Here is an 18,743-nt window from a genome sequence, read left to right as displayed (position 1 = left end):
CCTTCAACAAGTTTTTCAATGAATCTGTTAATTCCATTGACACCTATGTACATTCAAAAATCGAATCATCATTGAATTTACTACAAAAAGGGAAGGAAGAGGTTGCCGTTGGCAACCTCTTCCTTCCCCACCAGAATGATTATCATTCTTATAAGTTGTATATTTTATTCTCTGGAAGTCCCTAATATCCTCTGTAATTGCGGCAATTGCTGCTTGTTTCAACTCTAGCGGACAAGGAAAATCAGGAAATCCCTGCGCCAAGTTCACCGCACCATACTGTAATGCGACTCTCGTCATTTCCCGAATGACTGACTCTGTGAACTGGTTTGCTTTATCTGAAATTCTTGGCTTTCCTAGCGGAGTCACGTTGATTCCTCTGAGATAATTTCCTAATATACTTTAAATTGATCAATTTATCGTATATTGTAGGCGATCGCTAAATAAGTAAGTCGGCGCTAATATTTCAAACTATGTGAAGAAATTTAAATGTAGGGTGTGTTGTCTGACGGAGTAAACGCACCCTTCGGGTTCAGCAGTCGCCTGCGGAGGGAAACCCTCCCGCAGCGCTGCTTCACCGTCAACAATTCAAGGTGCGCTAGCCTATGGCATAACACACCCTACGGTTAATTTATATTTCTTTACATACATTGAATTTTTCTCACCGACTTACTTAACTAGTTCTTGGCTAAATAACGGTATTCTATGACCTGAGTTAGAGAAAAATCTAGGTATAGTTAGGAGGTTGGATGTTAACTTCCTAGACGAGCTTAAAACATTGATTGTTGCAAGCAGCCTGCAACGATTACAGAAGATTTCCAAAGTGTGTGATTAGTAGTACTCAGGACTTACGCAACTGGATTAGGAGATCAGTTAGGTGACGGTAGAGAAATTCTCGGTTTTGGCTACCAAATGCAACAGACAGACGCAAGAGATGCGATCGCTTAATTTGATATTTAAATTGCGATAGGTTAAAATCAGCGATCGCCCAAATTGCTAGTTGAGCTTGTTTCCCTGACAATAGTTATTCCGCATTTATTTAAAAATTTTTGTAATTTAAATGACAAATTTAATTCATACAATTGCCTTTCTATAGACAGACGCTTATATCTATCAGCGAAGTTATATTATTTTTAGTCATTAGCTGTTTAAAAAATTTAAAGCTCCTCTATATTTCTGTGAGGAGCTTTATTTATGTTGAGATTATCTTTATTCAAGATATATAGCAATCCAATTTGATTTGTGTGGAGCGTTCTTTTCTGGATAACTAATAGAAAAGCATTATCATGTGATGTGGGATTATGAACTAGTCAAACCTGCTTGGTCACAATGTTAATGAATTTTACTGCCTGACACTTCAATGTTCTTGCTATCAATAACCTGTGAGTAAGTATATATACTACTCATAGGCAGGCGATGAAAGCTGAGTTCATCCCCTATGAATCTTGAGATTCTTCAGCACTAGGTTCTGCTTCAGTTTCCGTTTCCGCTTTCAGATCAACTTTCGGTTTCACAGGTTTTGGCCCCCTTACTAGTGCGGGACTAACCTGTTGTTTGGTTTCCTCACCAAAAGATGATTTTTTCCCTTTACCAGAGGAACGATTACCTTTCGATTTTGAGCTTCTAGGATTAGACTCTGGCTGTAAATCAGCCGAATTTTCCGAATTTTTGTCAGTATTGGCTTGAGCCTGACGTTCCGATTTCTTGATTGGGCGTTCTATCATTGTAGATTTTTGTAAAGCTACCTTTATGATACATCGGTTTGCTGACGATGGATCTATTAACAATTCAAAATTCAAAATTCAAAATTCTCTCTTGGAAAGTTCTGAGCGGAGGTTTCCTCCGATCAGACTTTCCGCAAAATTAAAGACATTTTCAGTCGGGGTTTAAATCCCCGTCTGAAAATGATACTACGTATAGACGTAGGGGTCTTAAACCCTTTTATGTACGATAACTATTCTTTTCAATAAATAAGTCTGATTAACAAAGCATCATCTATCTTGGTGAAATTGTTATTTAGCTACCTCATGAGAAAATACCCAATTTCTGTCAGAAATCTGGTATTTAAATTTTTGTAAATAATTTAGATTTACTAAATTTACTTGATCCGCGACCAAAAATGAACTTTGGGGGTGAGATAAAAAAGAGCGATCGCTAATATTAATTCAATAGGTATCATTGAAAAAAATAGACTAGAACATAACCAAAAAGTCGCAAATAATAAAGCTAAGATTTGCCCAAGCGAATTATTAATTTTTGGAGTGATGCTTAAACAAAGTAAAGCTAAACCTAGAGCAATCGATGAATAGGCAAAGTTTAACATAGTGAGTAATTAATAATGTGAAATAATCCCAGAGAATTGATGAACAGCAAGCAAACCGATATCTGTCTAAAACGCTAGAACTACTACCGATGTTTAAACGCTACAATACCTCTACAACATTGTAGAATCAGAACCTCATTTCCTCAAACCGTTGGTTTACCCAAACCGGAAATTTGATTCCTTTACTATAGCTTGACGAACATCCATGAAAAGTTTGTTCGCAATAAACATAATTATGCCAACTGCAACTGATTTTATAACTTTTCTGGTGCAGTTTGGGTGAATAACCTTGTATCATAATTCCCTATTGTAGATATCAAACTTATCAATGCTTCCCTATCAGCTAAGGCTGTCATTACCAAGGAAAGATGAGACTGTCTAGTTTTAGGTTGATACAAGAAAATACCAATTTTTGGTTACAAAATGCTACGTTTACTTTAATTAGATTTACTTACACAAAAGCATAATCTTCCATTTTAGGTTCTATCTAATTTCCCAGAATAATTTTTGCTTTTGCACTTTTGATTCCCTATTCAGATATCTTAGCATAGAGATTAAGGAATAACTTACGTACAGAGAAAATTAAAGCAACAGAAGATTGATGGATGCTCAATCTTGGCTAAATCTGAGGCTAAAATCACATAGAGGGAGTAGGAGTTGAGCGTTGCTCATACCAATTCACAAATATTTAGCTAACAAGTAATGCAGATATCTATAAAATCATCGCGGAATTATGCAAATTTGCTGTTAAGAGCCAAAATTTTGGCAGCAGGTAAGCAACACCAACAGGTGAGGGAGAGAAAGCCTTGATTTGTTAGCCATTGACAGATTGTCTGTGCAAAAATAATATTTTCTTTACCAATTGAGTTGGTAAAAAGATGCATATGATACAGTTTCTAGAGCTAAACTTAGTCTTTTATGGTTGGTAGGCAATAAGTATCAGCTGTAGGAAATACCTAGAGCGATCGCACCCAATAGGTAGATTTTGCCATGATTGAAATTTACTACATAGCAAATTCATCTCTTGCTCCCACAGCTATCCATCCATCCCAAATTTATCGATCGAGTTAGTGGTTATTGGTTGGATGTATTTATCAAGCTGTGTAGAAATCCAAGAAATTGCAAATCTCTACAAGGCTGAAAGAAAATCATCCTCAGTTATGGTTAGACTTGCTGTGGATTTCTACCCAATCAAAATGATTAACCTTACTTGTAAATTATTATGTATCAGCCAGTGCATCCTGATGATTTACCTTCAGAACGGACAATTAAATTGAGTGAAATACTTTTCAGACAACTTGAAGATAAAATTAAGCAACTCTTTTATCAAAACTGCGTTCACTCAACACGTATTGTCTTATCTAATTGTCATTGGTATTTCCGCATTAATTCGGGAATTCTGATGTTAATTTTGGTTTGCCATAATATAGAACCATACCAGAATATTACCAGCATTATTCCCCAACTGACGCAGCAATTAAAACTATTTGCTAACAAAGCTATGATTAGTGTCAGTCCGCCAATTGCTAGTGAAATACCGTTAGTAGTTAATATCGAGAATCTTTTGTCGGAAGAAGACTACCCTAGTAGTTAAGCACGATAAATCAAAAGCCGCGCTCTAGGCGATTTATCTTAAATTTGTGAGATAATCTGCTATTTAACTACCAATTTCATAAAGGAGGATAAAGCTACTGGAAATGTTGGGTTTCGTTCCTCAACCCAACCTACGCATTTTAAGATTTTTGACACTAACTCAACCGTATTGATTTAACTACCAATTTCATAAAGGAGGAAAAGTCTACAATTAATCGTGATTATTCATTAAATCTCTGCTAAATCTAACTCATATTATTTACATCAAAAATTTTTCATTAAGTTAATCTTCGCCCTCACTAGATTATCTGCCTCGACTGGCTGAAAAATATGTCTTTGAGAACCAACTTTTAGTGCTTGCTTTTCATCAATAGGTAATAAAACTTATTGCTACCCTTATTTATAGGACTTACGCACCGAACACAAAAACCCTGACAAGGGTGGTCAAAAGTCAAAAGTCAATGGTCAAAATTCAGGTTTTTGGACTATGGACTATTGACCATTGACAAAAAGCATGAAAAATATCTGACACTGCGTAAGTCCTAATTTATTAGTAAACAGCAAAACTTTTTGATTGATTTAAAAACTCTGCTTTTTTAAGTGGGAATAATAGCAATGTAACGATAAAAACTCACAGATCGTAATTAATTAACTGTTGGTGGGAAGGCAATGAACACAGATATAAAAGAGCATAAATCAAGCAAAGTTAAAGCTTTCCCATTACAGATGGTTCTCATTGTGCCATTTGTAGTGCAAATTTTCGCCGCCGTTGGTTTGGTTGGCTACATATCATTTAAAAATGGGCAGAAAGCCGTGCAAGAATTGGCAGATCAATTGATGGATCGAACCAATAGCATAGTTGAGCAACACCTGAATTCTTACCTGGCTATTCCCCACAAGGTTAACCAAATTAATGCTGATGCCATTGCAATGGGATTATTGGATGTGCGCGATCGCCAAACTTTAAGCAAGTATTTTTGGAAACTCATGCAAGCCTACGATCTCACCTATATTGGCATTGGGTTGACAACTGGTGAAGGAGCCGGAGCCGCACGCTACGACGGGAAAACAATCACAATTGATGATTGGGGCGCTAAATTACCTAAAAATGGCAAAAACTATGCTACTGATGAACTAGGTAATCGTACCATTATTAATAACACCTTTGATTACAACAATTCTCAGGAAACGTGGTATTCTGAACCAATCAAAGCAGGTAAACCTATTTGGTCGCGGATTTACAGTTGGAATGGCGACAACGATTCATATATTACTGCTGCTACAGGTCGCCCTATCTATGACGCTCAAAATCGATTGATCGGGATGGTTGGTGCAGATATTCATCTATTGAAATTGAGTAAATTTTTACAAAGTTTGGATGTTAGCCGGACAGGACAGGTTTTTATTATGGAACGGAATGGGATGTTGATTGCCAATTCCAGCAATTATCAACCGTTCGCCCTAGTTAATCAGCAAATTCAAAGGTTACGAGCTACCGAAATTCCAGACCCCATAGTTAAAGCAATTGCCCAAAACATTCAGCAACAAGCACACCGCTTTGAGTCGATTAATCAACGGCAAAAATTGCACTTTAAATTGCAAGGAGAAACTAATTTTGTCTATGTTACTCCCTGGCACGACGAATATGGACTAGATTGGCTGGTGGTGGTTTCTGTACCAGAAAAAGCCTTTATGGCGAACATTAATGCTAATAATAAAACTACTATTGCCCTTTGTATGACAGCATTAGCTGTAGCAATTTTTATTGGTTATCTCACCTCAGTTTGGATTACTCAGCCAATTTTGCGGATGAAATTAGCCAGTCAGGCGATCGCCTCTGGTAAATTAGACCAAAAGGTGGATACTAATAATATTCAGGAACTCAACATTTTGGCGCTAGCATTTAATAACATGGCACAGCAGTTAAGTGAATCTTTTACTGCTTTAGAAGTTAGCAAAGCAGAACTAGAAGATAGAGTAGAAGAACGAACTGCTGAACTGAAAACTGCTTTAAGTGAGTTGCAACGCACCCAAGCTCAGGTAATTCAAAGCGAGAAAATGTCTAGTTTAGGTCAGCTAGTAGCAGGGGTAGCCCATGAAATTAATAATCCGGTGAACTTTATTCACGGCAATATTGCTCATCTCAACGAGTATACGCAAGATTTACTGAGGATGCTTCACCTCTACCAAGAACGCTATCCTGATACCGATTCGCAAATACAAGCCCTAGCAGAAGAAATAGATTTAGAGTTTATGAGTGAAGATATGCAGAAAATGCTATCTTCCATGAAAATGGGAACCGATCGCATTCGCAGTATTGTGCTATCGCTGCGCAACTTTTCGCGCATAGATGAATCAGAATTTAAAGCTGTAAATATTCATGAGGGAATTGAAAGTACACTGTTAATTTTGCAACATCGCCTGCAAGAGCAGCCAGAACATCCAGCAATTGAAGTCATTCGCGACTATGGCGATTTACCGCCAGTAGAATGCTATCCCGGTAAACTCAATCAAGTTTTCATGAATATTCTTCTCAACGCCATTGATGCCTTAGATGAGGTCAACATCCAGGGTACCTATGTACAGCACCGGGAAAATCTTAGCAGAATTACTATTCATACTGATGTAATTGATACTCAGTGGGTGGAAATTGCGATCGCAGATAATGGCCCGGGAATGTCAGTAAATGTGAAAAACCGCATTTTTGACCCCTTCTTTACTACTAAACCTGTAGGTAAAGGCACAGGTATGGGTATGGCTATCAGCTATCAAATTATTACAGAAAAGCATGGTGGAAAATTAGATTGTTTCTCCACCCAAGGTCAAGGAACAGAGTTGAAAATCCAAATACCTATTCAACAAAAAATTCTCTAAACCAAACTAGTGCTTTGTCTCATTAATTATGTATGGTAAGTTTCTTCTTCTTTTCTCTTCCTACCCTTCGGGAACGACTTCGTCGAACGCGGACTTCGCGTCTTCGCGGTTCGTTTTTTACCCAGCAAAATTAATGGGACAGACCACTAGGTTACAAACAAAAGCAGAGGAAGCAGAGGAAGCAGAGGGAGAAACAAGGCTTATCTGAACTGTATTGAGCAATGACAAATGACCAATAATAAATGACAGCCCTTGGCATTATTGTCATTACATCGCCTGACTCAGTTTCACTGCGAAGTGTTAAGAACTTCTCCGCCAAATTGCGGCTATGAGCGAACCTGTAAGATTGTGACAGACGCTAAATATAGCACCTGGTATGGCTGCTAGGGGTTCAAAATGTGCGATCGCTAAGGCTACAGCTAAACCAGAATTTTGCATTCCTACCTCTATAGAAATTGTCCGACAAATAGCAGGTGATTGACCTGCGATCGCAGCACCGAAATAACCCAAAATTAAACCCAAAACATTATGTAAAACTACCGCTACGATGACGATTGGCGTAATAAATAATCGCTCGTGATTTAAGCCGACAATTGTTGTAATAATCCAAACAATTGCGAACATAGAAACTAGCGGGAGTATGCCGTCAATCACAAATTTATTAGGAGTCCAAAAACGCCGTAGCCCAATTCCTAATATTACTGGTAAGAGGACAAATTGTACTGTAGTAGTAATTAAAGATAACGGCTTAATATCCACCCAATTTGCACTGAGTAACCAAATCCAAGCTGGTGTAATAATCGGGCTGAGGATTGTAGAAGCAGTTGTGATGGCTACAGATAAAGATACATCACCACGAGCCAAAAAAGTAATTACTTCTGAAGCTGTTCCGCCCGGACTAGCACCTACAAGAATTACGCCTAATGCTAACATCGGTGGTAATCTCAAAGCTGTTGCCGCTAACCATCCCAAGAGTGGCATAATCGTAAATTGTAGTAACACTCCCAAAACAACGGCTCTACTAGCCTGGCGTAAGCTTTGTAATTGCTCAATAGTGATGGTTAAACCCATTCCTAACATCACTACTCCCAGCGCGATGGAGATATTACCGCTACCACTGGCGGCGATTTTGGGGAATAAATAACCACCAACAGCACCAATTAATACCCAAAGAAAAAATAAATCTTGGGTAAATTTAATGAAACGATTAATTTGGTAGGACATTGACTGAATTTGGATCGCGATCGCAACTTTTGAGGCTTGGGGAATAGGCTGGTGATTTCTACATTGTGCTGATATCCCACATTGTCACTTTACAACGAAATGCGCCCAGATGCGCCCCGATCGGCTATTCTGCTGTTAATTTGCACAATCTATCCTTAAGGCTGTTGACCGTTGACTGTTGACTGTTGACCGTTGACCGTTGACTGTTGACTGTTGACTGTTGACCGTTGACTGTTGACTGTTGACAGTAAAAGCTAGTGCTAAGGTATTTCAATATCTCTAGATATCCTGACATATTTTTGCATAAATTTTGCAGTTCTGACACTATAAAAGCTGCGACAGAAGAACCATTATCTGAATCATACTTGAATATTTAATACATTTTCTGTCATTATACTTTCACAACAAGTTGAGAAGTATTTGCAATACTCTATAATTCTCAGTTGAGAGTAAATCTCAATTTTCTGCCTCTGGTGTCTCTACTTACAGGATATTTCAGGTAAATGAGGTACGCGCTTCGGGGCATGGCAGTGCCAGTGCCCCTACAATCAACGATGGTTTCTACCTCACCAACTGGCAATCTGCTGTATCTTTGCCAATCTATCTATGATGTTGAATTTTAGGGTGTATTTATGGTCAAGCTTCAAATCGTGAAAGAAAAATCATGGAGATTTTTAGCTTTAATCCTCAGTGCTATTTTGATTGTGGTTTCTGCCAATCATAATTTTGCAGCTACACCCAGAACTACAGAAATTTTATGGGATACCTACGGTATACCGCATATATATGGTAAAGACGCTCAAAGCGCTTTTCGGGCGTTTGGTTGGGCACAAATGCAAAGTCATGCTAATTTACTGTTACGCCTCTACGGTCAAGCTAGGGGAAAAGCCGCAGAGTATTGGGGAGAAGAATTTTTAGAATCCGATCAATGGGTATTGACAATGGGCGTACCCAATCGTGCTAATTCTTGGTATCAAGCACAAAGCCCAGCTTTTAAAAGTTATATTAATGCCTTTGCTGAGGGGATAAATACTTATGCTAAGGCACATGCAGATTTAATAGACGATGAAGTAGAAATAGTCTTACCTATAAAGCCAGAGGATGTCTTCGCCCACTTACAGAGGGTGCTGTATTTTACGTTTATAGTTAATCCACAACAGGTAGCAGATAATACTCACAGTCAACCGGAGGCAGGTTCTAACGGTTGGGCGATCGCACCCAAGCATTCTGCGAGTGGGAAGGCGATGTTGTTAGCTAATCCCCACTTATTTTGGTCAGATTTATTTCTTTGGTACGAAGCGCAAATTACTGCGCCGGGGATGAATGCTTATGGTGCAACCTTAGTGGGAATTCCAGTTTTAGCGATCGCCTTTAACGATAGTTTAGGGTGGACTCATACCGTCAATACCCATGATGGTTGGGATTTATACGAGTTGAAATTAGCTGATGGCGGTTATATTTTTGACGGTCAAGTCCGTCCTTTTACTCAAGAAAATTTAGCGTTAAAAATCAAACAAAAAGACGGCTCTTTTGTAGAACAACCATTAATAGTCAAAAGTTCCATTCACGGTGCAATAGTTCAAGAAAAACCAGGTAAAGCTTTAGCGCTGCGAGTTGTCGGTAGCGATCGTCCTGGCGTGTTGCAACAATGGTGGGATATGGCAGCCGCCCAAAACCTCAGGGAATTTCAAACAGTATTACAGCGTTTGCAGCTACCCATGTTTACTGTGATGTATGCAGATAGAGAAGGGCATATCATGCACCTATTTAACGGTCTTGTACCGATTCGCCAAGAGGGAGACTATAAATATTGGGAAGGCTTAATTCCTGGTGACACAGCCAAAACTCTGTGGACAAAGATGCACCCTGACGCAGATTTACCGCGTATCATCGATCCTGCTAGCGGTTGGTTGCAAAATGCTAACGATCCACCTTGGACAACTACCTTTCCAACTGCGATTAAAGCCGATGATTACCCTGCATATATGGCTCCTAGAGGATACATGCCTTTTCGCGCCCAACGTTCCGCCAAAATGTTGGCTGAAGATAGGAAAATTTCCTTTGCAGAAATGATTGAGTATAAACATTCTACGAAAATGGAAGTCGCAGAACGCATCCTTGACGATTTAATTCCCGCCGCACAACAATATGGTGATGAATTAACTCGGCGTGCGGCTAATATTTTGGCAACTTGGAATCGCCAAGCTAATGCTGATAGTCGCGGTGCAGTCTTGTTTTCTTTCTGGTGGCAAGAAATAGACGAAGATAATATCTTTAGTATTCCTTGGAGTGAGAAATCTCCCCTGACTACACCCGATGGTTTGAAAGATCCCAAAAGCGCTGTACAGGCTCTACAAATAGCCGCAACAAAAGTCGAAAAAGCTTATGGCAAAATAGATGTAGCTTGGGGTGAAGTTTTTCGTTTGCGTAGCGGTAACCTCGATTTACCTGCAAATGGCGGTGAAGGCGATCTAGGAATATTCCGCGTTCTCAATTTTGCACCCTCTAAAAATGAACGCTTTCAAGCAGTTGCTGGGGATAGTTATGTAGCGGCGATTGAATTTTCTCAGCCAGTCACAGCCAAGGCTTTACTTAGTTACGGTAACGCCACTCAACCCGGTTCGCCCCATATTAGCGATCAATTACCACTATTTGCACGTAAGCAATTGCGTTCTGTTTGGCGAACTCGTGCAGAGATATTAGCACACTTGGAGCAACGCCAAGCTTTTTGACATGAGTTATGTATCACAAATCTGCAAGTATGGTGGGAAAATCCTGCTAATGTTCGCGCTGGTGAGTTTACCTTTACCAGCGTTGTCAGAAAATCAACAGGTGAATAGTTCAGCAGAGTTTGAGCTACAGACGCAAATTAGCGATCGCGATGGTAAAATTATCGAGTTATTAGTGGCGATCGCTCTAAGTCAGTCATCCCAAGTACGGGAAGCCAAAGCGGCTATGGGATGGAGTGCATTCACCGATGTTTTGACTGTGGAACTCTCACCATCTCAAACGACAACTAATTACAACTTGCCAGAGATATTATCCGAAAGCGAGCGTAGTTTTGGCATTTCCATCACAATTGACCCAATTAGGCTATTAAACGTCATTAACGAATTACCTATAAGACAAGCTCGCTGGCATGAAACCAAACAGCAAAAACGCCTAGCAGTTATACAATACTACCTTGCTTACCTACAAGCCCAACAAGCCACAAAAATAGCCGCTTATCGAATGCAACAAATTACCCCGACGGTAGGAAAAACTGAGCGAATTGCTAGTGTTAATTCTCAAGTAACTGTTGCTCAACCAGTAAGTCTAGCGAACCCTGAATATGTAGCAGCTGCAACAGAGATGCTAAATACAAATGCAAGAGAACGCCTAGCATTAGAAGAACTAGCAGCCTGTATTGGCTTATCTTCACAAGCTACTCTGAGGCTCATCAATGAACTTAAATAAGGTGTTGTCAATAGTCAATAGTCATTTGTCATTGGTCAATAGTCAACAGTCAATAGTCAATAGTCATTAGTCATTTGTTATTCTTAGGATTTAACCAATTTCATATGAAGCTGCAAATAATTATTTTCGCGAATCTGGAACATAAAAAACTCTGCGTACCTTTGCGTTAACCTTAGCGTACCTTTGCGTTTAAAAAAAGTAATTATTATGCAGCCTCACAAATAAATTGTCTTACCTCCAAAAAAATCACAAATAACCAATGACTATTTATTATCCCAAATACTCTACTAAATATTTGCTCAAACTTTCTAATAAAAGTGATTGTGCAGAATGCAAAAAAAAGTGATTTCCTGGAAACATCTGTAAATTAAAATTAGCCTGAGTTTGCTGTTGCCATGCTTCCAGGTTATCGCGACTAACTTCTGCATCTTCTAAGCCACCAAAAGCTGTAATCGGACATTCTAGAGGTGCTTCTGGGGTATAAATATAAGTTTCCAAAACAGCAAAATCAGACCGTATAATGGGGACAAATATCTGCATCAATTCGGCATTTTCTAATACTGCTGGTGGTGTACCGTTGAGATGACGCAGTTTTTCTCGAAAAGCGGATTCGGAAAGGTTATGAATTGGTGGAGTGATAGGCGGAATTTGGGGAGCGCGACGCGCAGAAATAAACAGATGAACTGGCAGAATATTATACTTTTTGCGAAGTAAACGAGCTAGCTCAAAGCTGACTAAAGCGCCCATGCTATGATCAAAAAAGGCAAATGGTTTATCTAAATATGGGTGTATGTAGGAAGCGATCGCATCTACAAGCGGCACTAATTGATTATATGGCGGTAAATTCATTTGCCTTCCTCTACCTGGAAGTTCAACCGCACATAATTCTATAGATGATGGGAGAAATTCTACCCAATTCCGAAAAATGAAAGAACTACCCCCCGCATAAGGAAAGCAAAATAAACGCAATTGTGCTTGCGGATTACTCTTGGGACAAATTACCCAGGAATTTAGATTTGATATATTTGATTTCATGGCAAGTTGAATTAGCTTCGATATAGAATATTAATCTATCATTATCAAAATTTCTATATCTGCCATTGAGAAATATTTTTCTATGAATAGCTTAAAAAATAACCAAAATCAGGGTAAGAATAATTCTCCAAATAAAAGTTTATTAGCAGGGCTTGGTTATATATTAGGATTAATGTTCCTGCTAGGCTTGGCTATGCTCGTGAGAGGTGGTAGCTTGTTTAATTCACAAGCTAATTTTACTAATACATCAGAAACTACTCACAATGCAGACGCATTGATGCATAAAAGTGTAACAATTAGAAGCAGAGTAATTAAAAAAATTGGTTTAAGTTCATTTAAAATTAGTGATGATCGATTTTTTCGCGGTCAACCTATTATAGTTGTGAATGCTTCAAGTAAGGCTTTCGATTTACCAGTTGAACAAAATGTAGCCGTACAAGTTACTGGTAAATTGCGCAATTTAGTAATTCCCGAAATTGAACGAGAGTTTAATCTTAAGTTAGAGGATAAATATTATAGAAAATATCTTAATAAACCTGCGATTATTGCTCGCGAACTTGCCCTAGTACCCCAACTTAATCAAATAATGCAAAATCCGCAAAAATATTATGGTAGTAATGTTATCGTCACGGGGAAAGTCGCAACTATCCGCAGTTCTATTTTATTAACAATAGATAAAAATCGCTGGTTTGGCGGGCAAGATTTACTATTGTTATTAACAACCTCTCCCCAAGTAACTATAAATCAAGGTCAAATGGTATCAGCAGTTGGTGAAATTCGTCCGTTTGTTGCTGCGGAAATTGAGAGAGACTATAAGTTTACTTGGAGCCTAGAAGCAAAAAGCAGTTTAGATGCTGAGTATGGTAATAGGCCTGTTTTAGTTACGAAAATTATCTATCCTGCCGAGTAATTTTCACTAATATAATTAACTGATATCGGCTGGAGGTGAAGCTAGCGATCGCCTGAATTTTAGCACGAATTTATTGACCAAATTAAGTAGTTTCTGACTTACGCAGTGTCAGATATTTTTCATGCTTTTTGTCAATGGTCAATAGTCCATAGTCCATAGTCCAAGAACCTGAATTTTGACCATTGACTTTTGACTTTTGACCACCCTTGTGAGGGTTTTTGTGTTCGGTGCGTAAGTCCTATAGTTGATAAACTAGCCTTATTGCAAGCGGCGTTGAACCAGATTCACTACAAATCCTAATAAACATAAAGTTACAATCATGATTAAAACCGATATCCAGTTAAACCCCAGGCTAAATCCTGTTGCTGTATTTTGCCAACGCAGAATCCAGAAATTATTATTACCAATAATAAATGAAGGCACTTCTAACATTTTTAACAACGGTATCAGCAAAAAACTAGAAATCAGCAGCAACACCAAAATCATCAAGGTGAGATTTAACCAAAATTTGCCAGTAGAATGCATTCGATTGTTATCGATGCGATTAAAAGGAAGCTGTTGACGAGTTACATCAGGAGGTGCATAAATTGCTATACCTTCTTTTCTATCTTCAACTCGAATTGATGGCGGACAGCGTAGTAATTGCACAGTCATCCATATATCACCAATTGCACCGCCTGTATTTAATGCAATCACCCAAATTAACCAAGTTGCTTGGGGAAAAATTGCTAATAGTACTAAACATCCAATATCAATGACTAGCAATGGTGCTAGAGCAATGATTATAAAAATATTGCGGCGGAAAAAATTGCCCGGTGAAGTTGCATAAGCTAACGGCATGAAATATTTAACTTTAAACCCATAATGCGGTGAACCACCAAAAGTGGCAAATGCAATTCCATGTAATAATTCATGGACAATTATTGTGCCAAAAGTAATGATTAACCAACCTAAAAAGGAGATAATTCCTGTTTCCAATCCACCGCCAGAACTATCTAGACGAAAAATGACAGTTTCTGCATGAATCATTGCATAATACCAACTGCTAGCGGCGGCTGCAAGGATGAGCAATAATGAACCTAAAGCAGTCCAAATTAGTGATATTTCTGGCGTGAGATGGAATATATAAATTGGTTGATGACGATTGGCAATATGCATAATCATTGCTATTTCCTAGCCTTAGGTTCCAGACTAATAATTTCTCGCTTCTGTTTACTCCCTCTGGAGAGTTAGATTATTAGCTTATTGTGATATAAATTCTCTATTAGACGAGCAAATATGAAAATTTATCTAGACAATTAAAGACGTTGCCATAAATTATCGTAGTTGACGAATAAGGCTGTAAATAATCTGCCAGAATTTCCTAAAATTCTCGATAAAATAGATGAGTCAGTGAGAATAATATCGCCTAAGTAGACTTCACAATCAATAAACCGGTGTACTTTTTGGGAGTAATGTGTGAGTTTATTTCGTAAGCCTTACAAGCAAACTTTACCCAAGAGTAGGCGCTGTCTCTTGATTCGTCGCTACTTGAGTAAAATGACTACTCTACTTTTCAGGTTCTGGTTCACAGTCAAAACAGAAATTCGACAAGTATCAAAGGCTAATAAAAGCATCAAAAAACCTGTCTATTCTTTAGGGATGCTGGTATTGGTTGTACTTTGTATCTCTAGTGGATTAGGCTACCGTTTTTATAACCAACCAAAATTGGATGTGGGGAAGATAGCGCCACAAACCCTAATTGCACCCTATTCAGCCAGTGTTGAAGATGTAACAACTACAGAGGAAAAACGCCGAGAAGCTCATAGCGGTGCTTCAGCAGTGTGGGTGGTGGATAGAGAAGTAAACGAGGAAATTTATCAAAATCTCCAGGTTTTATTGACACAAGGTAGAGAAATTCGCGCTCAATTGGGCAATTTTCCCTTTTATAAGACTGCAATATTATCCACTGCCACGCAAACTTATCTGCGACAAGCACCACAACCCCAATGGCAGATATTATTACAAACCTTGGAGAAAAATAGCAATTTTACTAACTTAAATTCTGAGCAACAGCGAGCGGTCAGAGAATTGCGAACTTACCGTCAGTTTAACTCTCCCCAGGCTTTTACTCAACTATTAAAAGCGATCGCCTCTGCGCGTCAGAACTACAATCTCGCTTTAACTACCCTCAACCCCGAAGAGATATTTCCCCAAAACACCCACAGCATCTACAATCAACCCCTAATCATTTACGATGAGAGTTTCTTAAATCTAGCTGATGCAGATTGGCAAAAAACACAAATCCAAGTCAGACAAACTTTAGAGCGAATGCTAGCACAGGGTATCTATCCCGGTATATCCCCAGATACTTTGAAATCTGCGATCGCAATGCAAGTAAGTGTTTCTATTCCCCAAACAGCACAACCTTTAGCTAATCGCTTGCTTTTGGCTGTGATTCAGGGCAATTTAGTCAAAGACATCGAACAAACCAAGCTAATTGCCGAACAAGCAGCAAAAGCAGTAAAACCGATAATCGTCAGCATTCCAAAAGGTGAAGTGATTGTTTCAGCTGGCACAACAATCACTCAAACTAATTTTGTTCTATTAGATTACTTTCAGTTGAGTCAACGCAGTATCGATTGGCTGCGTCTGACACAGTTTACAGTCATTGTTGGGTTGGCGGTGGCTATTTTTCGCTGGGTAGAAATACGGTTTAAAGCTAAATTAAGACGTAAAGATTATATTTTAATTATCCTATTAATCCTCAGTGCGCCGTTGCTGTTATTTTTGAGCAAATCATTGACCGGCTTACCTGCTATCGGTCTTTTGGTGGGTAGCTTCTACGGTACAGCCATTGGCGGTACTGTCATGGGTTTACTGACAATATTACTCTCCATTGGTAGCGGCATGAGTTGGCATAATTTAATACCTAGTGCTGCTGGCGGCATTCTCGGTGGCTTCATGGCAGGGCAATGGCGATTTCCCGGTAGAGAAGGACTGCGCACGCGAGAAGAATTAGCTACCTTGGGTATCTTAATTGCCTTAACCCAGGGAGTAGTTTACTTGTTAGTGAATACTGCGATCGCTCCCCTTTGGTATACTGTGTTAGGTACAGCCGCCCTCAAAAGTTTAGCAGGCTTGATTTGGAGCATATTAGCACTAGGGTTAAGTCCCTACCTAGAAGCTTTATTTGATTTAGTCACACCCATTCGTCTAGCGGAATTATCCAATCCCAACCGACCTTTATTAAAACGCCTAGCCCATGAAGCTCCTGGCACTTTTCAGCATACATTGTTTGTTGCGACTTTAGCAGAAGCCGCCGCCAGAGCTTTAAATTGTAATGTAGAACTCGTGCGGGCTGGGGTTCTGTATCATGACATCGGTAAAATGCACGATCCTCTAGGATTTATTGAAAATCAAATGGGTAGCCCCAATAAACACGATGAGATTAATAACCCCTGGAAAAGTGCCGAAATTATTAAAAAGCATGTGAGTGAAGGTTTGGTAATGGCGCGTCAATATAAATTGCCTAGTGCCATTCGCGCCTTCATTCCCGAACACCAAGGTACAATTTTAATTGCCTATTTCTATCAACAAGCCAAGCAGCAACAGCAAGATAATCCGCAGCAAATATTGCAGGAATCAGATTTCCGCTATGATGGCCCCATTCCCCAGTCGCGAGAAACCGCAATTGCTATGTTAGCTGATGCTTGTGAAGCCGCTTTACGTGCGCAAAAAGATGCAACCCCAGAAGCCGCACTCGCAATGGTAAATAACATCCTCAAAGCACGTTGGCAAGATCGTCAATTAGTAGATTCAGGTTTAACTAGGCAAGAAATGTCACAAATTTCTCATGTTTTTGTCCAGGTTTGGCAGCAATTTCATCACCAACGCATCGCCTATCCTAAACTTTAGATATTTTTATTATAGTTGATTATGGTGTTAAAAATTTGTGGAATCTTCACCGAAAAAGTTGTCCCCACACCTACCTCACTGGCAACAGAAATTACTCCCTGATGGAGTTCCACACATTTTTTTACCACAGCTAAACCTAGCCCTGTACCCACAATTTTACCAACATTCTCTGCCCGATTAAAAGGCTCAAATAAATGCTGATTAAACTCGGCAGGAATGCCTATACCATAATCCTTAACTTGAAAAATTATGGCATCTGCTTCACAACTGAGAATTAACAAAATATCTGCGCCTTGAGGCGAGTATTTTATGGCATTAGACAGTAAATTGCAGAGAATTGAATAGAGCAAATTTTCATCTAATTGGGCATGGGTACAGTTACTCTCGGTAAAAAATTTAATCGGGTGTTGTGGATGATTACAAAACTGAATATCCTCAATTAGGTTCAGACAAAATGCTTCTAGATCTACAATTTCAGGATGAAATTCTAGTTTCCCCGCTTCTGCTCTAGTGAGAGTCAAAATATCTGTTAGCAATTGATTCATTGACCTAGCAGAAGACTGAATCCGATGCAGATTTTTTAGCTTCTTTTCTTCTGTCCACTGCTGATTGCTTTGAGCTAACAATTGTGCCGAGCCTAAAATAATACTTAAAGGTGTGCGAAATTCGTGAGAAACCATCGAAAAAAAGCGCAGTTTCATCTCACTGAGTTCTTTTTCTTGGGCTAAAGTTCGTTGTAGGGCTTCCGCTTCTTGGCGCTTCACTAATTGTTGATAAAGCAAAGAATAAACAGCTAACAAAATACCAAAACTCAGCACCGTACCCAGGAATTCAATCAACATCCGGTTGTGAATATTATGTTGCGAATGTTGCACCGAAATTTCTAGTAACTGTTCTTCTCTAGCTTGCAACTGAGTCAAAATTTGGCGAATTTCGTCACGACTTTGATTAATTTGATTAGCTTGCAGGGCAAATGTTGATTGATCTAATTTTTGATTTTCTAGTGATTCTCCGTAAAGTTCAACTCTTTGAGATATTAAAGTTTTTAACTGGATGATTTGCTGCTGTTGAGATGAATCCTTAGCCAGTTGTTGTTGTAACTTCTCGACTTTCGCATTCAGGCTTTGCATCGACTGTTCATAACGTTTGAGTTCCGATTGCTCATTAAACAAAATATATCCCCTACGTCCAGCTTCCGCATCAGTCAAAGTAGCAAAAATATCAATCAAGTTCTTCATTGCTTCATGTGTATGTTTCACTTTATTACTACTGGCAATTAACTGAGTAGCATTTTGGTAAGAAATGAAGCTAACAATACCCATTAACAATAAAGATAAACCAAAACCAGAAGCAATCCATGTACCTTCTGGTGACCATTGCATCATCCGAAATTTTTTCATGGTCACAGCACGCAATACTCTCCCAACAATTTTA

Annotated in this window: 15 protein-coding genes; 6 read left to right on the top strand and 9 right to left on the bottom strand. The window is 39.0% G+C overall.

Features of this window, described 5'->3' with window-relative positions; translation table 11 throughout:
* Positions 1-27: 27 nt before the first annotated feature.
* The 4 genes from H6G08_RS37505 to H6G08_RS14290 form a co-directional block, all read right to left on the bottom strand.
* Entirely contained in the window at positions 28-366 is a 339-nt protein-coding gene (locus H6G08_RS37505) for a hypothetical protein (protein ID WP_242046157.1), read from the bottom strand.
* 472 nt (positions 367-838) lie between these two features.
* Positions 839-1,018 carry a hypothetical protein gene (locus tag H6G08_RS14300; protein ID WP_190543478.1) on the bottom strand — a complete coding sequence of 60 codons (180 nt, stop codon included), beginning with the start codon at positions 1,016-1,018 and terminating at the stop codon, positions 839-841.
* A 415-nt stretch (positions 1,019-1,433) separates the two neighbouring features.
* Positions 1,434-1,721, bottom strand: a complete 288-nt coding sequence (locus H6G08_RS14295; protein ID WP_190543476.1) for a hypothetical protein — start codon at positions 1,719-1,721, stop codon at positions 1,434-1,436.
* A 374-nt stretch (positions 1,722-2,095) separates the two neighbouring features.
* Positions 2,096-2,320 (bottom strand): hypothetical protein, encoded by a 225-nt coding sequence (locus H6G08_RS14290; RefSeq protein WP_190543473.1) that lies wholly within the window; start codon positions 2,318-2,320, stop codon positions 2,096-2,098.
* Between the two features lie 1,222 nt (positions 2,321-3,542).
* On the opposite strand from H6G08_RS14290, the gene H6G08_RS14285 reads away from it, so the two are divergent.
* The gene (locus H6G08_RS14285; protein WP_190543470.1) at positions 3,543-3,914 is read left to right on the top strand and encodes a hypothetical protein; all 372 of its coding nucleotides are present in this window, start codon (positions 3,543-3,545) and stop codon (positions 3,912-3,914) included.
* A 668-nt stretch (positions 3,915-4,582) separates the two neighbouring features.
* Entirely contained in the window at positions 4,583-6,787 is a 2,205-nt protein-coding gene (locus H6G08_RS14280; protein ID WP_199322571.1) for a sensor histidine kinase, read from the top strand.
* Positions 6,788-7,087: 300 nt separating this feature from the next.
* On the opposite strand, the gene H6G08_RS14275 is transcribed toward H6G08_RS14280, so the two are convergent.
* Together H6G08_RS14275 and H6G08_RS14270 are read right to left on the bottom strand one after the other, a co-directional pair.
* Positions 7,088-8,011: a bile acid:sodium symporter family protein gene (locus tag H6G08_RS14275; protein ID WP_190543467.1), complete on the bottom strand. Its 924-nt coding sequence runs from the start codon at positions 8,009-8,011 to the stop codon at positions 7,088-7,090.
* 124 nt (positions 8,012-8,135) lie between these two features.
* The gene (locus H6G08_RS14270; protein ID WP_190543465.1) at positions 8,136-8,306 is read right to left on the bottom strand and encodes a hypothetical protein; all 171 of its coding nucleotides are present in this window, start codon (positions 8,304-8,306) and stop codon (positions 8,136-8,138) included.
* A 337-nt stretch (positions 8,307-8,643) separates the two neighbouring features.
* On the opposite strand from H6G08_RS14270, the gene H6G08_RS14265 reads away from it, so the two are divergent.
* Together H6G08_RS14265 and H6G08_RS14260 are read left to right on the top strand one after the other, a co-directional pair.
* Positions 8,644-10,743: an acylase gene (locus H6G08_RS14265; protein ID WP_190543462.1), complete on the top strand. Its 2,100-nt coding sequence runs from the start codon at positions 8,644-8,646 to the stop codon at positions 10,741-10,743.
* 1 nt (position 10,744) lies between these two features.
* Positions 10,745-11,467, top strand: coding sequence for a hypothetical protein (locus tag H6G08_RS14260; protein ID WP_190543457.1), 723 nt, complete (start codon positions 10,745-10,747; stop codon positions 11,465-11,467).
* Positions 11,468-11,737: 270 nt separating this feature from the next.
* Here H6G08_RS14260 and H6G08_RS14255 read toward each other — a convergent pair whose 3' ends face one another.
* Positions 11,738-12,502, bottom strand: a complete 765-nt coding sequence (locus H6G08_RS14255; protein ID WP_190543454.1) for a thioesterase II family protein — start codon at positions 12,500-12,502, stop codon at positions 11,738-11,740.
* Positions 12,503-12,584: 82 nt separating this feature from the next.
* Between H6G08_RS14255 and H6G08_RS14250 the strand changes: the two genes are divergently transcribed.
* Positions 12,585-13,412, top strand: a complete 828-nt coding sequence (locus H6G08_RS14250) for a hypothetical protein (protein WP_242046156.1) — start codon at positions 12,585-12,587, stop codon at positions 13,410-13,412.
* Between the two features lie 258 nt (positions 13,413-13,670).
* On the opposite strand, the gene H6G08_RS14245 is transcribed toward H6G08_RS14250, so the two are convergent.
* Positions 13,671-14,576: a DUF3267 domain-containing protein gene (locus tag H6G08_RS14245; RefSeq protein ID WP_242046155.1), complete on the bottom strand. Its 906-nt coding sequence runs from the start codon at positions 14,574-14,576 to the stop codon at positions 13,671-13,673.
* Between the two features lie 375 nt (positions 14,577-14,951).
* Here H6G08_RS14245 and H6G08_RS14240 point away from each other — a divergent pair, with 375 nt between their 5' ends.
* Complete coding sequence (locus tag H6G08_RS14240) at positions 14,952-17,309, top strand: HD family phosphohydrolase (protein WP_242046154.1); 2,358 nt, start codon at positions 14,952-14,954, stop codon at positions 17,307-17,309.
* Here the strand turns inward: H6G08_RS14240 and H6G08_RS14235 are convergent.
* Positions 17,306-18,691, bottom strand: a complete 1,386-nt coding sequence (locus tag H6G08_RS14235) for a sensor histidine kinase (protein WP_190543487.1) — start codon at positions 18,689-18,691, stop codon at positions 17,306-17,308. The two genes, H6G08_RS14240 and H6G08_RS14235, sit on opposite strands and share 4 nt — an antisense overlap.
* Positions 18,692-18,743: the final 52 nt, after the last annotated feature.

The sequence above is a fragment of the Calothrix anomala FACHB-343 genome, assembly GCF_014696435.1.
GTDB classification, from domain to species: Bacteria; Cyanobacteriota; Cyanobacteriia; order Cyanobacteriales; family Nostocaceae; genus Aulosira; species Aulosira anomala_A.
The sequence above is the reverse complement of the archived record's forward strand: the minus strand, read 5'-3'. Positions and strand labels throughout refer to the sequence as shown.

Excerpts from the sequence above, each read along its gene's own strand:
- H6G08_RS14270 (WP_190543465.1), bottom strand. The coding sequence starts at position 8,306 with ATGTCAGGATATCTAGAGATATTGAAATACCTTAGCACTAGCTTTTAC.
- H6G08_RS14255 (WP_190543454.1), bottom strand. The coding sequence starts at position 12,502 with ATGAAATCAAATATATCAAATCTAAATTCCTGGGTAATTTGTCCCAAG.
- H6G08_RS14245 (WP_242046155.1), bottom strand. The coding sequence starts at position 14,576 with ATGATTATGCATATTGCCAATCGTCATCAACCAATTTATATATTCCAT.
- H6G08_RS14295 (WP_190543476.1), bottom strand. The coding sequence starts at position 1,721 with ATGATAGAACGCCCAATCAAGAAATCGGAACGTCAGGCTCAAGCCAAT.
- H6G08_RS14240 (WP_242046154.1), top strand. The coding sequence starts at position 14,952 with ATGACTACTCTACTTTTCAGGTTCTGGTTCACAGTCAAAACAGAAATT.
- H6G08_RS14250 (WP_242046156.1), top strand. The coding sequence starts at position 12,585 with ATGAATAGCTTAAAAAATAACCAAAATCAGGGTAAGAATAATTCTCCA.
- H6G08_RS14265 (WP_190543462.1), top strand. The coding sequence starts at position 8,644 with ATGGTCAAGCTTCAAATCGTGAAAGAAAAATCATGGAGATTTTTAGCT.
- H6G08_RS14280 (WP_199322571.1), top strand. The coding sequence starts at position 4,583 with ATGAACACAGATATAAAAGAGCATAAATCAAGCAAAGTTAAAGCTTTC.
- H6G08_RS14235 (WP_190543487.1), bottom strand. The coding sequence starts at position 18,691 with ATGCAATGGTCACCAGAAGGTACATGGATTGCTTCTGGTTTTGGTTTA.
- H6G08_RS14260 (WP_190543457.1), top strand. The coding sequence starts at position 10,745 with ATGAGTTATGTATCACAAATCTGCAAGTATGGTGGGAAAATCCTGCTA.
- H6G08_RS14275 (WP_190543467.1), bottom strand. The coding sequence starts at position 8,011 with ATGTCCTACCAAATTAATCGTTTCATTAAATTTACCCAAGATTTATTT.
- H6G08_RS14285 (WP_190543470.1), top strand. The coding sequence starts at position 3,543 with ATGTATCAGCCAGTGCATCCTGATGATTTACCTTCAGAACGGACAATT.
- H6G08_RS14290 (WP_190543473.1), bottom strand. The coding sequence starts at position 2,320 with ATGTTAAACTTTGCCTATTCATCGATTGCTCTAGGTTTAGCTTTACTT.